The organism is Actinoallomurus sp. NPDC052274 (assembly GCF_040679475.1).
Classification (GTDB): domain Bacteria; phylum Actinomycetota; class Actinomycetes; order Streptosporangiales; family Streptosporangiaceae; genus Actinoallomurus; species Actinoallomurus liliacearum.
The window spans coordinates 32,242-44,314 of record NZ_JBFAUT010000032.1; the positions used below are offsets into that span (position 1 = coordinate 32,242).

A 12,073-nucleotide genomic window follows, 5' to 3' on the forward strand; every position below is an offset into this window, starting at 1 on the left:
GGAACCCGACGATGGACACCACTCATCTCGGCCGGGCCTACCGCGACCTCACCGCCGCGGCCTCGGCGATCGGCGAGGCCGCCCTGCCCGCCGCGCGGCGAGCGGACGTCGACTGGACGCTCGCACACGTCGCGCTGAGCGACGAGATGCTCGCCACCGCGGCCGAGCGGCTGCTCGCCGGTGAGCCGGTCACGGTCGACAACCGGACCGCCATGGACGAGACCGTCATCGCCGGCCTGATCGCCCGGACGTCGCACGCCGAACGGGTCGCGCTGGTGCGGCGCAACGGCGCGGCCTTCGTCGGCCTGGTCCGGCGGATCCCGGCGGAGACGGCCGAAGGGCCGGTCGACCTCCACGTCTTCGACCGCGCGGGCCGCCAGGTCGCCGACGAGCGGATGCCGTGGGGACGGATCGTCCGGATGCGCGCGGAGGAGCACCTGCCGGGGCACGCCGCACGGCTCGCCGCCATCAGGGACGCCGCCTCCGCGACCAGGCCCTGACGGCGGCGCGGGCACCGATCGTGACGGCGGCCGAGGCCACCGTGACCGCACGGGACAGGCGGACGGCGCGCCGGATGTCCGCGAGCTCGGCGGCGCGGCCGTCGCCGAGTTCGGGCCGGTGCTCGACGCGGTTCCCGTACACGTTGACGCCGCCGAGCCGGACGCCGAGCGCCCCGGCGAATGCCGCCTCGCACCGCCCGGCGTTCGGGCTCGGGTGCGCCGCGCCGTCACGGCGGAGGATCGCGTACGAGGCGCGCGGCGAGCCGCCGACGAGCGGGGCGCAGGCCGCCGTGAGCAGCCCGGTCAACCGGGCGGGCACCCAGTTCGCCGCGTCGTCCAGCCGCGCGGCGACCCGCCCGAACCTGAGGTACCGGGGGCTGCGGTGCCCCACCATCGCGTCCAGCGTGTTCACCGCCCGGTACGCGAACAGCCCCGGCACGCCGAGGACCGCGCCCCAGAACAGCGGCGCGACGGCCGCGTCGGAGGTGTTCTCGGCGATCGACTCGACCGTGGCCCGCGCGAGCTCCTTGGCGTCGAGTTCACTCGGATCGCGCCCGCACAGGTGCGGCAGCCGCCACCGCGCCGCCTCGACGTCCCCGGCCTCCAGAGCGGCCGCCATCGCCAGGCCCTCCCGCCCGAGCGACGTCCCCCCGACCACCGCCCACGTCGCGGCGCCGGTGAGCACCGTCCGCGCGGCGGCACGCCGCCCGACGGCGTCCACGACGGCACCGGCACCGGCCGCCCCGAGCACACAGGCGGCCGTGAACACCGCGCCACGCGCCACCGAGTCCCGGTACAGGCGCCCCTCCAGCATGCTCGCGACCCGCCCGAACCCCGCCACCGGATGTCCCCGCCGCGGATCCCCGACCAGCGCGTCCAGCACCAGGCCCGCCCACAGCCCCTTCTCCACCGTCACGAACGAAGACGATAGGCCCCGGACGCTCTCCGGCTCCGGAGCGGGTAGTGGAAGGATGACGCTGATCACGCATCACGGTTGGAGCCGAGGCATGGAACTCACCGCGGAACCCTGTTCGCCGGTCAAGGTCGAGCACGCCGAGGGGCCGTTCTGGTACGGCGACCGGCTCGGCTGGGTGGACATCATGGCCGGGCGACTGTGGCTGGCCGGCTACGACGGCAAGACGCTGACCGACCCGCGTTCGCTGGAGGTCGACCGTCCCATCGGCGCCGCCGTGCCGCGGGTGGTTAGCGGGTGGATCATCGCCGCGGGCACCTGTTTCATGGAACTGGACGAGGACGGCAGGGCGACGGCGTTGACCGGTGACCTGGCCGACTCCGCCACCATCCGGATGAACGACGGCAAGTGCGACCCGGCGGGGCGGTTCTGGGCCGGCACGATGGCGTTCGACGAGACGTCCGGCGCGGGCTCGCTGTTCGTCTTCGACGGCTCGATCCGCACGGTGCTCGAAGGGGTCACCATCTCCAACGGCCTCGGCTGGAGCCCCGACCACCGCACCATGTACTACATCGACACCCCGACCGATCGGGTGGACGCCTTCGACTACGACCTGGAGACCGGCGCGGCGACGAACCGGCGGCCGTTCACGGAGGTCGAGGGCGGCCACCCGGATGGCATGACCGTTGACGACGAGGGCTTCCTGTGGGTGGCGCTGTGGGGCGGCGGCGCGGTGCACCGCTACGCGCCGTCCGGGGAGCTGGTCGCCACGGTGCGCCTGCCGGTGACGAACGTCTCGAGCTGCTGCTTCGGCGGCACCGACCGTTCGACGTTGTTCATCACGACGTCGCAGCAGGGCCTGTCTCCGGACCAGCGGGAGGCCGAGCCGGACGCCGGCCGCATCTTCCGCGTCGCCCCGGACGTGCGGGGCCCGGTAGCGACACCGTTCACGGGTGCCCGCTGAAGCTCCCGAGCACTTCCACTGGCGTTCGCTGCCGTTAGAGCGCAGCGGACGCCAGTGATCAGCCCTCGGATGTGCGGGTTGGCCGACTCACCACTCCCTCACGGCCGACCGCGCGGGACTTCGCCGCCGTCACGGTCACATTGCCGCCGTCGTTGACGGCGCGTTGACCGGTTTGCCGGTCTTGGTGGGTCCACGCCGACGTCAACGTGGCTGATCGATCCGGCCGATGGCCCCACGGCGTGGATGGGCCGGGCGGAAGTCTCGGTGACGGTTCGCACTGCCGACGGTTTGTCCCGGTAAGGGGCCCCATCCCGGCGGCTTTACCGAGCATTACGCCCGGCTCCCGGCCCGTACAGTGCGTGCAGTGCGGCGGCGGTCTCCGCCATGCGCCGCCGCAGCTCGAGGTGTTCGCCGAGAAGGTCGGCTGGCGGCTCGACTGGCCCGCCGAGGGCCACCCGGCCGTGCCCTGGATCCGGCCCCGCTCGACGCGCGCCGACGTCGCCGACCACTTCCGTACCATCCAGGAGTTCCACGTCCCGGAGGGGCACGGAGCCTCGGCCCCCGAGGTCCTCGTCGACGGGGCGGACGCGGTGGTCCTCGTGGAGATCCGGCAGACGGTCAGGGCGACCGGCGAGCCGTACACCGTGCTCTGCGCGGTCCGTCTCACGGTCGAGGACGGCCTGATCACCCGCTACCACGTGTACGAGGACAGCCTGACCGTCGCGCGGGCGCTCACCACCTCACCGTAGGGCGAATCTGGGGATCGGCGGGTGGCCGTCGACGAGGTCGGCGGTCAGCTCGCCGATCAGCGGGGTGAACTTCGCACCGTGCCCGGAGCAGGCGGAGCAGACTACGAACGGCCCTCTCCGGTCCAGCACGAAGTCCTCGTCGGGCGTCGACGTGTAGAGACAGGTCAGCTCCGAGCGCGGCTCCGGGTCCACGCCCGGCAGCCAGGTCCGGGCGTACTCGATCGCGCGTTCGCGGGCGGCCGGGTCCACGATGGAGTCCCGGCCGGCCGCGGTCGTCACCGCGCCGCCCACGTGCTCGCCGAACTTGACGTACGGGCCCTCCGGCAGCGCGTACACGTCGAGGGACGTCTCGCCGTGCACGATGGTCGGCCAGGGCCCGGGGTCCCTCGTCTCGAAGAAGAAGACCTGCTGCTGGGTCACGGTCAGCGGCGGGAGCGGGACCAGGCCGCCGAGCAGCGGGCCGGTCCAGCCGCCCGCCGCGACCACGACCGTACGGGCGTGCCAGGGTTCCTGATCGGTGTGGAGGAGGACGCCGGTGGAGTCCGGCTCCAGAGCGCGGACCGGGGTGTCGTACGCGAGGTGCGCGCCGGCCTCGGCGGCGAGCCGGACCATGGCGGCCATCGACGCCTCCGGGTCGAGGACCCCGCCCTCCGGGTCGAAGACCACGGGGCCGGTGAAGCGGATGCCGGGCCAGCGGTCGGCGGCCTCGGCGGGATCGAGCAGTTCGGCGGCGACGCCGTGGCTCCGGAGCAGGTCGGCCATGTGCGACGGCTCCCGGCCGGGGCCGTGGTCGACGCCGCCGGTCCGGGTCAGGAGGGGTTCCCCCGCCTCGTCGCTCAACTCTTCCCAGAGCCGCCCGGCGCGGCCGGTCAGCTCGACGTACAGCGGGTCCAGGTAGGCGCGGCGGAAGATCCGGGCGCGACCGTGTGAGCTGCCGCGCCGGTGGCCCGGCCCGTACGCCTCGAAGGCGGCCACGCTCCGGCCTCGTCGGCTCAGCGCCCAGGCGGTGGCGGATCCCGCCAGGCCGAGCCCCACGATCGCTACGTCAATGTCGTTCATGCCCCGAATAATGCCTGGTTAGAGGGGTAGGTTACGATAACTGCAGAATACAGATAAACCGTGGGAGGACTCCGGTGACCCAGCCCCGCCCCACCGCGTCCGCAGTCGCGGGCACCGGCCGAACGGCGCCCCGATGAGCACGCCGACCTCCGCCGCCTGCGGCCACGCCCCGCTCGACGACGCGACCCTGGGCACGCTCCTCGCCGGGGCGGCCGCGCGGCGCACCGCGCCGGTACGGCTCGTCGGGCCCGGCCTGCACGACCTGGCCGCCCGGCTGATCGCCGACGGGGTGCCGGTCGAGGTGTCCGTGCCGCGCCGACGCGACGCCCGCGCCCTGCGGCGGGCCGCGCGCCGGGCGGGCGGGAGCGTCCCGCCGGTCGGCGTCGGCGAGATCGACATCGACCTGCCCTTCTCCGCCGCGAGCCTCCCCGTGCTCGTCTGCCGCCTCGATCCGAAGACCTTCGCGTTCCCGCGCCACACCGTCCGCGAACTCGGCCGGGCGGTGGCGCCCGGCGGCGTGGTCGTCGTCCTCCCCGGCGAGCGGGCGTCCTGGCCGGCCGGTCTGGTCGACGCGTGGGCCGCGGCCGCCGGGCTCACACCGCCCGACGAACGGGAGACCGGCGGCGCGCTGCCGTTCGCCGGCGGGGTGTACCGAACACGCGACTGACCCGACCCGGGAAGGATCTCAGGCGGGGACCTGGACGAAACCCATCGACTCGTAGAGGGCGCGGGCGCGCGTGTTGCCCTCGGTCACGGCGAGCGAGAGCCGGTCGTACCCGTGCTCCGCCAGCGCTCCCATCGTCGCGCGGATGAGCCGCCGGGCCAGGCCGCGGCCGGTGTGCGACGAGGCGGTGAACACGAACGCCAGCAGCGGTGTCCCCCGCCACACCGTCACCAGCGCGGCCGCGACGGGGCGGCCGTCCTCCTCCGCGACGAACGACGCCTCGGGCAGGAAGGGGCCGTACTCCCCGTCGAAGGTCAGCCGGATCTCCGCCACGGCCGACGCGACGCCGTCGCCGGCGTCCCGCTCGTCCGGGGTGCCGCGATAGGCGTCCCACATGAGGGCGCCGAGGAGCGGCAGGTCCTCCCGCGTCGGCGTGCGGAAGGACCCGTCCACCGGTGCCGGCGGACCGGACAGCGTCACGTCGAGTCGCAACCGCCGGGGCTCGTCAGGAGTCTGCGTCACACGGCGAGACTAGACGGCCGGACGGACCGGCATCCGCAGGATCGTGCGCGTCTTCTCCGGGTCGGTCTCCCGCACGTCGGACAGGTACACCTCGTGGTGCAGGCCGTTCGGGACCATCCCCGTCTCCCTCATGTAGGCGTCCATCCGCGCGAGGGTGCGCGGCTCGTCGGCGTAGGGCCCCCGGTGCAGCACCTGGACGCAGCGTCCCTCGGTGTAGGTGACGAGTTGCACCCGCGCGGCGGCCGGGTGCGGCGCGGCCTCGCGCGCCTCGTCGTACCAGGCGTCCTCCACCGTGGCGGGCAGCCGGAGGAACAGCTGCCAGTGCCACTCCTCCCGTGGCACGTCGAACGGCGACCGCTCGTCCTCGACCCACCACCGGCCCTCGAGCGGCGGCAGGTCGAACGCCCGCCCGTTCCGGGCGGCCACGCCGCACAGGCCGCCCGCGACGGCGTACAGCGCTCCGACGCACGTGCCGTACGCGGCGCCGCCGGGCTCGCCCTGGCCGACGACGCCCAGGCCACGGGCCGGGCCGAACTCGACGAGCTCGGGCTCGTCGGCGGCGGAGTAGAGGTTCGTCATTCGGACTCCTTCACTTCGATCATCAGGTGGGTCACGAGCCGCTCCGGTGGCGTGCTCGCGGGATCGGAGACGTAGACCTCGCGCAGCGCCCCGGCGGGGGTGTGCCCCCGGTCGCCCGCCCAGGCCAGCAGCGCGTGCGCGGTCAGACCGATCTGGTCGTACGGCCCGACGTGGGTCGCGGACGCGAACAGCCCGCCGCGCAGGACGTCCGGCGCGGTGCCCGGCACGGCCGTGTCCGTCTCGACGCCGACCGTGACCAGGACCTCGGAGGTCAGGTCCAGCGGGAACAGTCCGATCGGCGCCCGGACGACCCCGGCCGCCGCGCACGCGTCCATGAGGCGCGCGACGCACGCGGACGTCACGGCGCCGATGCCGTCCGGTGGCGCGACGTCGCGGACGGCCGCGACGCGGCGGGCCGGTTCGCGGACCAGGCTGACGTCGGGGCGGGGCAGCCCGTCGGCGAGGATGCGCTCCAGCGCCGCGAGGTTCCGCCGCCGGCGCGCCAGGTCCGCCTCCATCGCGTCCCGTACGCCGCCCAGCGCGCCGGTCCCGGCGGTCAGCACCCGGCCGATCGCCGGGAGCGGCACGTCGAGGGAGCGCAGCAGGCCGATGACGAGGGCGTCCCGGGCCTGGTCCGGCCGGTAGTACCGGTATCCGGTGTCCGGGTCGACGTGGGCCGGGACCAGCAGCCCCAGGTCGTCGTAGTTCCGCAGTTGCTTGACGCTCAGCCGGCACAGCCGGGCGAACCGCCCGATCGGCAGGTATCCCTCGTTCACCCGCATCAGCATGGGCTCTCCCGCAGTGGGAGAGTCCAGCCGGAGGCGATTCAGGCCGTTAGCCCGTAATGTCGCAGTCGTGGTCGAGCAGATGTGGCGGGCGGTCGGGGTCTACCGGTTCATCGCCCTCCTCTACGCCGCGGTCATCATCGTGCGCGACCACCCGCGGTACGCGCATCCCACCGGCGGCCTGGCCGTGCTCGCCGTGATGGCGGCGTGGTCCGTGCTGGCCACGGCGGCGTACTCCCGGGCGTCGGCACGCCGGCCCTGGCTCGTCGGCGCCGACGTCGCGGTCGCCGCGGCCCTGGTCCTCGCCACCCGGCTGGTCGACACGGCCGCCCGCATCGACCACGGCGCCGGGACGCTGCCCCTGTGCTGGGCCGCGGGCTCCGTGCTGGCCTGCGCCGTCGCCGGCGGCCCGTGGGCGGGGTGCGCGGGGGCGGCCGTCCTGTCGGTCGCCGACCTGCTCGAACGCCAGGCGCTGCCGCGCAACACGTTCAACGGCATCGTGCTGTTGTTCATCGCCGGCGCGGTCGGCGGTCACGTCGTACGGCTCGTGCTGCGCGCGGAGGCCGCCCTCGATCGCGCGGCCCGGCGGGAGGCGGCGACCGCCGAGCGGCAGCGCATCGCGCGGGACATCCACGACTCGGTGCTGCAGGTCCTGGCGCTGGTCAGCGCGCGCGGCCGGGAGCTGGGAGGTGAGGCCGCCGAGCTGGGCCGGCTCGCCGGCGAGCAGGAGACGGCGCTCCGGTCGCTGATCGCCCTTCCGCCGACCCCGGCCCCGGACGGCCGGCTCGACGTGCGGACGCTGCTGGAACCCCTGGCCGGCGACCGGGTCACCGTCTCCTGCCCCGCGCAGGAGGTGCTGCTGCCCGAGGCGGCGGCCCGGGCCCTGGCCGCCGCGACCGGCGAGGCGCTCGACAACGTCCGCCGCCACGCGGGGCCGGACGCGCGGGCCTGGGTGCTGCTCGACGACGAGGGCGAGGCCGTCGCGGTGAGCGTCCGGGACGACGGGGTGGGGTTCGCGGCCGGCCGCCTGGAACAGGCGGCCGAGGCCGGACGGCTCGGCGTCGCGCAGTCGATCGTCGGCCGCGTCGGCGAGCTCGGCGGGGAGGCGGCCGTGACGTCGGCGCCCGGCCGGGGAACCGAGGTCGAGCTACGGGTACCGAGGAACGAGGTCGCACGCCATGGACGCTGACGGTCCGCCCCGCCTGCTCGTGGTCGATGACCATCCGATCTGGCGCGACGGCATCGCGGAGCGGCTGACGGCGGCCGGCCTCCCGGTCGTGGGCACGGCCGGCGACGGCGCGCAGGCGCTGCGGGTCGCGAAGGCCACCCGGCCGCAGGTCGTCCTGCTCGACCTGCACCTGCCGGACCTCGGGGGCGCGGAGGTGACCCGGCGGCTGCTGGCGGCGGACCCGTCCGTCCGCGTGCTGGTCCTGTCGGCGAGCGGGGAGCGCCAGGACGTCCTCGACGCGGTCACGGCGGGCGCCACCGGCTACCTGACCAAGTCGGCGTCCCTCGACGAGGTGGTCGCGGCGGTGCGCGCGGCGGCGGTCGGCCAGGCGGTGTTCACCCCCGGGCTGGCCGGCCTCGTCCTCGGGGAGTACCGCAGGCTGGTCGCCGCGCCGGAGAAGGAGACGCCCCGGCTGACGAACCGGGAGACCGAGGTGCTGCGGCTCGTCGCCAAGGGTCTGACCTACCGCGAGATCGCCGAACGGCTCGTGCTGTCGCACCGCACGGTGCAGAACCACGTGCAGAACACGCTGACCAAGCTGCAACTGCACAACAAGGCCCAGCTCGTGCGCTACGCGCTCGAACAGGGCCTGGACTGACCCGGCGCGGTTTCTTGCGGGAAGTTGCCGCAATCACCGGTCGGCCGCGCCGAGCGGTCCGGTGGAGCCGCGGACGACCAGCTCGGGCCGGAAGACCAGCTCGGTGTGCGGCGCGCCGACGCCCTGGATCTCGTCGAGGAGGCTGCGCACCGCGACCAGGGCCATCTCGCGGACCGGCTGGCGGACCGTGGTCAGCGGCGGGTCGACGTAGGCCATCAGCGGGGAGTCGTCGAAGCCGATGACGGAGACGTCCTCAGGCACGCGCAGGCCGCGCTGCCGGACCGCCCGGATCGCCCCGATCGCCATCATGTCGCTGCCGCAGCAGATCGCCGTGCACCCCTGGTCGAGCAGCCGCTTCGCCGCGGCCTCGCCGCCCTCGACGGTGAAGATGGTGTTGACGATCCAGTCGTCCACCTCGGCGACTCCGAGGTGCTCGGCCATCCCCCTCCGGTAGCCCTCGGTCTTGCGGATGACCGGCACGAACCGCTCCTGCCCGACGGCCAGCCCGATGCGCCGGTGTCCCAGGTGCGCCAGGTGGGCCACGGCCAGCTCCATCGCGCCGACCTCGTCGCTGGAGACGAACGTCGCGTCGACCCCCTCGGCGTAGCCGTTGATCAGCACGATCGGCAGCCCGCGGTCCGTGAGGCGCTTGTAGCGGCCATGGTCGGCCTGCGAGTCGGCGTGCAGCCCGGAGACGAAGACGATCCCGGAGACGCCGCGTTCGAGCAGGAGGTCGGTGTAGTCGTCCTCGTTGATGCCACCGGGCGCCAGCGCGCCCAGCACCGCGGTGTAGCCGTGCACGGCCAGGGTGTTCTCGATGACCTGCGCGAACGCGGGAAAGATGGGGTTGTCCAACTCGGCGACGATCAGGCCGATCAGCCCGCTGCGCGGCGGCCGGAGGCGGACGGGGCGTTCGTACCCGAGGACGTCGAGCGCGTCGATGACCGCCTGCCGCGTGGCCGGCGCGACGCCCTGCCTGCCGTTGAGCACCCGGCTCACGGTCGCCTCGCTCACTCCGGCTTGGGCGGCGATGTCCGCCAGGCGCATGCTCACACGCACGAATGTACCGCCGGACGGAACGGACCGGATCTGGCTCGTTGCCACATCCTTTCGCAAGCTTGCAGCAAAGTCTTGCCAGCAACCGGCGCACGGGTTACCGTCGCGGCAACACAGCGGAAACACAGCGGCCGCCAGACCCTCGGGGGACCCCGCCCACTCTCCTCACCCAGGAGGCCCCGCATGCTGAAACGCCTGCTGCCCGCGCTGGCCGTCGCGCTGGCGGCCACGCTCACGCCCCTGGCCGGCACCGCGCCCGCCGAGGCGTCGCCCGCCGGCGACCACGACGTCATCGCCAACCTCTTCGAGTGGAACTGGAACTCCGTCGCCTCCGAGTGCACGAACGCGCTCGGCCCGAAGGGGTACGGCGCCGTCCAGGTCGCCCCGCCCGAGGACTCCCTCACCCGCAGCGGCCACCCGTGGTGGGAGGTCTACCAGCCCGCCGACTACGACGTGAACAGCCGCATGGGCACCCGGTCGCAGTTCGCCGCCATGGTGTCGGCCTGCCACGCCGCGGGCGTCAAGGTGTACGCCGACGCGGTCATCAACCACATGACCGGCCAGGGCAGCACGAGCTACGGCGGCAAGAGCTTCACCAAGTACGCCTACCCGGGCATCTACTCCTCGGCCGACTTCCACAACTACCCGTCCGACTGCCCGGAGTCCGACGACCAGATCCACAACTGGAACGACTTCACCGAGGTCACCAAGTGCGAGCTGAGCAGCCTGTCGGACCTGCGCACCGAGTCCGACTACGTGCGCGGCAAGATCGCCGGCTACCTCAATGACCTGCTGTCCCTCGGAGTGGACGGGTTCCGGGTCGACGCGGCCAAGCACATCGGCGCGACCGACCTGGCGGCCATCGAGGCGAAACTGACCAGGTCCGCGTACATCTACCAGGAGGTCATGCCCGGCAGCGGCGGCAGCCTCGCGCCCAGCGCCTTCGAGGGCACCGGCGACCTGCTGGAGTTCACCTACGGCCAGAAGCTCAAGGAGCAGTTCAACGGCGGCATCGCCAACCTGCAGAGCTTCGGGCAGTCGTGGGGCATGGAGCCGAGCGCCAAGTCGGTCGTCTTCGTCGCCAACCACGACACCGAGCGGAACGGCAGCACGCTGTCCTACAAGGACGGCACCAAGTACCGGCTGGCCACGATCTTCTCGCTGGCCTGGCCCTTCGGCACCCCGCAGGTCTACTCCGGCTTCGACTTCAGCGGCACCGACGACTCCCCGCCCGCGGACGGCAACGGGTACGTGACGAACACCGACTGCGCGAGCGGCTGGCAGGGCTGCCTCGACCGCACGCTGGGCGGCATGGTCGGCTGGCACAACGCCGTGAAGGGCACGTCCGTCGCGAACTGGTGGTCCGACGGTTCCAACGAGATCGCCTTCGGCCGCGGCGCGAAGGGCTACGTCGCGATCAACAACTCCGGCGGCACGCTGAGCCGTACGTTCGCCACCGGCCTGCCCGCCGGGACGTACTGCGACGTCATCGGCGGCGGCGTGGGCGTTTCACCCCCTTGGCTACGCCCCGCCGCCCCCGCCGGGAAGTGCACCGGCACGGCGGTCACGGTCGACGGCTCCGGCAACGCGACGTTCTCGGTGAGCCCGGGCGGCGCGGTGGCGATCGACGTCGCGGCCACCGGGACCGGCGGCGGTGGCACCGGCGTCGTCCAGGTGACGTTCAACGAGTACGCGACGACCTACTACGGGCAGAACGTCTTCGTCGTCGGCTCGATCCCCGCGCTGGGGAACTGGGCGCCGGGCAGCGCCGTCGCGCTGTCGTCCGCGGGCTACCCGACCTGGTCCGCCGCCGTGTCCCTGCCGGCGAACACCACCTTCCAGTACAAGTACCTCAAGAAGAACCCGGACGGCTCGGTCACCTGGGAGTCCGATCCCAACCGGTCGTACACCACCGGGTCCGGCGGCACCGCCACGATCAACGACAGTTGGCGCTGACCCGCCCAGGCGCCCGGGACGCGTCGCGTCCCGGGCGTCCGCGCGTCAGGCCGTCCGCTCCCGAAGCCTCGTACGGCGGAACAGCTCGCGCGGTGACCGGCCACCGGCGAAGCACCACAGGGCGATGACGGGGTCGCAGATGGCGCATCCCATGGACGAACCGTGGGCGAAGGGGATGATGGGATGGCCCTTGAGGTGGTGGACGACGTCCCAGGCGGTGTGCAGCAGCCAGCCGACGCCGATCCACCGCCACGAATCCAGGCCGCGGAAGGCGACGTAGGTGACCAGCCCGGTGAAGGCGAACTCCCAGCCGCCCATGCCGCCGCCGCTGAGGTAGGCGGCGCCGGCGCCGGCGATCATGAGGGCGTTGACGCGCCGCCGGTGCGGTTCCCGGATGAGGGACATCAGCAGCGCGTAGGCGAGACCGACGCCGATCGGCGCGATGTAGGGCAGAAACTCCATGCTCCATGGGTACGCGGACGGCGCGGCGGCTCCCAGTG

The 12,073-nt window shown here is 73.6% G+C and carries 14 protein-coding genes; 7 read left to right on the top strand and 7 right to left on the bottom strand.

The annotated features are described in order from the left end of the window. Nucleotides 1-11 precede the first annotated feature (11 nt). The gene (locus AB0K82_RS25660; RefSeq protein WP_364401306.1) at nucleotides 12-500 is read left to right on the top strand and encodes a hypothetical protein; all 489 of its coding nucleotides are present in this window, start codon (nucleotides 12-14) and stop codon (nucleotides 498-500) included. Here the strand turns inward: AB0K82_RS25660 and AB0K82_RS25665 are convergent. After that, nucleotides 469-1,416: a cobalamin biosynthesis protein gene (locus AB0K82_RS25665; protein WP_364401309.1), complete on the bottom strand. Its 948-nt coding sequence runs from the start codon at nucleotides 1,414-1,416 to the stop codon at nucleotides 469-471. The genes AB0K82_RS25660 and AB0K82_RS25665 overlap by 32 nt on opposite strands. A gap of 91 nt (nucleotides 1,417-1,507) precedes the next feature. Here AB0K82_RS25665 and AB0K82_RS25670 point away from each other — a divergent pair, with 91 nt between their 5' ends. Together AB0K82_RS25670 and AB0K82_RS25675 are read left to right on the top strand one after the other, a co-directional pair. Continuing rightward, nucleotides 1,508-2,377 carry an SMP-30/gluconolactonase/LRE family protein gene (locus AB0K82_RS25670; protein WP_364401312.1) on the top strand — a complete coding sequence of 290 codons (870 nt, stop codon included), beginning with the start codon at nucleotides 1,508-1,510 and terminating at the stop codon, nucleotides 2,375-2,377. A 359-nt stretch (nucleotides 2,378-2,736) separates the two neighbouring features. Further along, nucleotides 2,737-3,126 carry a nuclear transport factor 2 family protein gene (locus AB0K82_RS25675; protein WP_364401314.1) on the top strand — a complete coding sequence of 130 codons (390 nt, stop codon included), beginning with the start codon at nucleotides 2,737-2,739 and terminating at the stop codon, nucleotides 3,124-3,126. Here the strand turns inward: AB0K82_RS25675 and AB0K82_RS25680 are convergent. Further along, a complete protein-coding gene (locus tag AB0K82_RS25680; protein ID WP_364401317.1) occupies nucleotides 3,118-4,185 on the bottom strand; it encodes an FAD-dependent oxidoreductase in 1,068 nt (355 codons plus the stop codon). The two genes, AB0K82_RS25675 and AB0K82_RS25680, sit on opposite strands and share 9 nt — an antisense overlap. Nucleotides 4,186-4,318: 133 nt before the next feature. Here AB0K82_RS25680 and AB0K82_RS25685 point away from each other — a divergent pair, with 133 nt between their 5' ends. Next, on the top strand, nucleotides 4,319-4,852 hold the full coding sequence (locus AB0K82_RS25685) for a hypothetical protein (RefSeq protein WP_364401320.1): 534 nt from the start codon (nucleotides 4,319-4,321) through the stop codon (nucleotides 4,850-4,852). A gap of 18 nt (nucleotides 4,853-4,870) precedes the next feature. Here AB0K82_RS25685 and AB0K82_RS25690 read toward each other — a convergent pair whose 3' ends face one another. From AB0K82_RS25690 to AB0K82_RS25700, 3 genes are read right to left on the bottom strand one after another with little or no spacing between them, the layout of a single operon-like run. Further along, the gene (locus AB0K82_RS25690) at nucleotides 4,871-5,371 is read right to left on the bottom strand and encodes a GNAT family N-acetyltransferase (protein WP_364401322.1); all 501 of its coding nucleotides are present in this window, start codon (nucleotides 5,369-5,371) and stop codon (nucleotides 4,871-4,873) included. 9 nt (nucleotides 5,372-5,380) lie between these two features. Then, a complete protein-coding gene (locus AB0K82_RS25695) occupies nucleotides 5,381-5,950 on the bottom strand; it encodes a GyrI-like domain-containing protein (protein ID WP_364401325.1) in 570 nt (189 codons plus the stop codon). Continuing rightward, the gene (locus AB0K82_RS25700; protein WP_364401326.1) at nucleotides 5,947-6,738 is read right to left on the bottom strand and encodes a MerR family transcriptional regulator; all 792 of its coding nucleotides are present in this window, start codon (nucleotides 6,736-6,738) and stop codon (nucleotides 5,947-5,949) included. Before AB0K82_RS25700 ends, AB0K82_RS25695 begins: the two co-directional genes overlap by 4 nt. A gap of 67 nt (nucleotides 6,739-6,805) precedes the next feature. Between AB0K82_RS25700 and AB0K82_RS25705 the strand changes: the two genes are divergently transcribed. Both AB0K82_RS25705 and AB0K82_RS25710 read left to right on the top strand, forming a co-directional pair. Further along, the gene (locus AB0K82_RS25705; RefSeq protein ID WP_364401329.1) at nucleotides 6,806-7,924 is read left to right on the top strand and encodes a DUF5931 domain-containing protein; all 1,119 of its coding nucleotides are present in this window, start codon (nucleotides 6,806-6,808) and stop codon (nucleotides 7,922-7,924) included. Further along, nucleotides 7,914-8,561, top strand: coding sequence for a response regulator transcription factor (locus tag AB0K82_RS25710; protein ID WP_364401332.1), 648 nt, complete (start codon nucleotides 7,914-7,916; stop codon nucleotides 8,559-8,561). The genes AB0K82_RS25705 and AB0K82_RS25710 overlap by 11 nt, the downstream gene beginning before the upstream one ends. Before the next feature lie 33 nt (nucleotides 8,562-8,594). Here AB0K82_RS25710 and AB0K82_RS25715 read toward each other — a convergent pair whose 3' ends face one another. After that, complete coding sequence (locus tag AB0K82_RS25715) at nucleotides 8,595-9,614, bottom strand: LacI family DNA-binding transcriptional regulator (protein WP_364401334.1); 1,020 nt, start codon at nucleotides 9,612-9,614, stop codon at nucleotides 8,595-8,597. Between the two features lie 186 nt (nucleotides 9,615-9,800). Here AB0K82_RS25715 and AB0K82_RS25720 point away from each other — a divergent pair, with 186 nt between their 5' ends. Continuing rightward, on the top strand, nucleotides 9,801-11,573 hold the full coding sequence (locus tag AB0K82_RS25720) for a carbohydrate-binding module family 20 domain-containing protein (RefSeq protein ID WP_364401337.1): 1,773 nt from the start codon (nucleotides 9,801-9,803) through the stop codon (nucleotides 11,571-11,573). Nucleotides 11,574-11,618: 45 nt separating this feature from the next. On the opposite strand, the gene AB0K82_RS25725 is transcribed toward AB0K82_RS25720, so the two are convergent. Next, on the bottom strand, nucleotides 11,619-12,035 hold the full coding sequence (locus tag AB0K82_RS25725) for a DUF6010 family protein (protein ID WP_364401340.1): 417 nt from the start codon (nucleotides 12,033-12,035) through the stop codon (nucleotides 11,619-11,621). Nucleotides 12,036-12,073: the final 38 nt, after the last annotated feature.

What these genes read in the sequence shown, in the direction of transcription:
- AB0K82_RS25725 (WP_364401340.1), bottom strand. Translation starts at nt 12,035, where the DNA reads ATGGAGTTTCTGCCCTACATCGCGCCGATCGGCGTCGGTCTCGCCTAC.
- AB0K82_RS25670 (WP_364401312.1), top strand. Translation starts at nt 1,508, where the DNA reads ATGGAACTCACCGCGGAACCCTGTTCGCCGGTCAAGGTCGAGCACGCC.
- AB0K82_RS25680 (WP_364401317.1), bottom strand. Translation starts at nt 4,185, where the DNA reads ATGAACGACATTGACGTAGCGATCGTGGGGCTCGGCCTGGCGGGATCC.
- AB0K82_RS25700 (WP_364401326.1), bottom strand. Translation starts at nt 6,738, where the DNA reads ATGCTGATGCGGGTGAACGAGGGATACCTGCCGATCGGGCGGTTCGCC.
- AB0K82_RS25685 (WP_364401320.1), top strand. Translation starts at nt 4,319, where the DNA reads ATGAGCACGCCGACCTCCGCCGCCTGCGGCCACGCCCCGCTCGACGAC.
- AB0K82_RS25695 (WP_364401325.1), bottom strand. Translation starts at nt 5,950, where the DNA reads ATGACGAACCTCTACTCCGCCGCCGACGAGCCCGAGCTCGTCGAGTTC.
- AB0K82_RS25660 (WP_364401306.1), top strand. Translation starts at nt 12, where the DNA reads ATGGACACCACTCATCTCGGCCGGGCCTACCGCGACCTCACCGCCGCG.
- AB0K82_RS25710 (WP_364401332.1), top strand. Translation starts at nt 7,914, where the DNA reads ATGGACGCTGACGGTCCGCCCCGCCTGCTCGTGGTCGATGACCATCCG.
- AB0K82_RS25720 (WP_364401337.1), top strand. Translation starts at nt 9,801, where the DNA reads ATGCTGAAACGCCTGCTGCCCGCGCTGGCCGTCGCGCTGGCGGCCACG.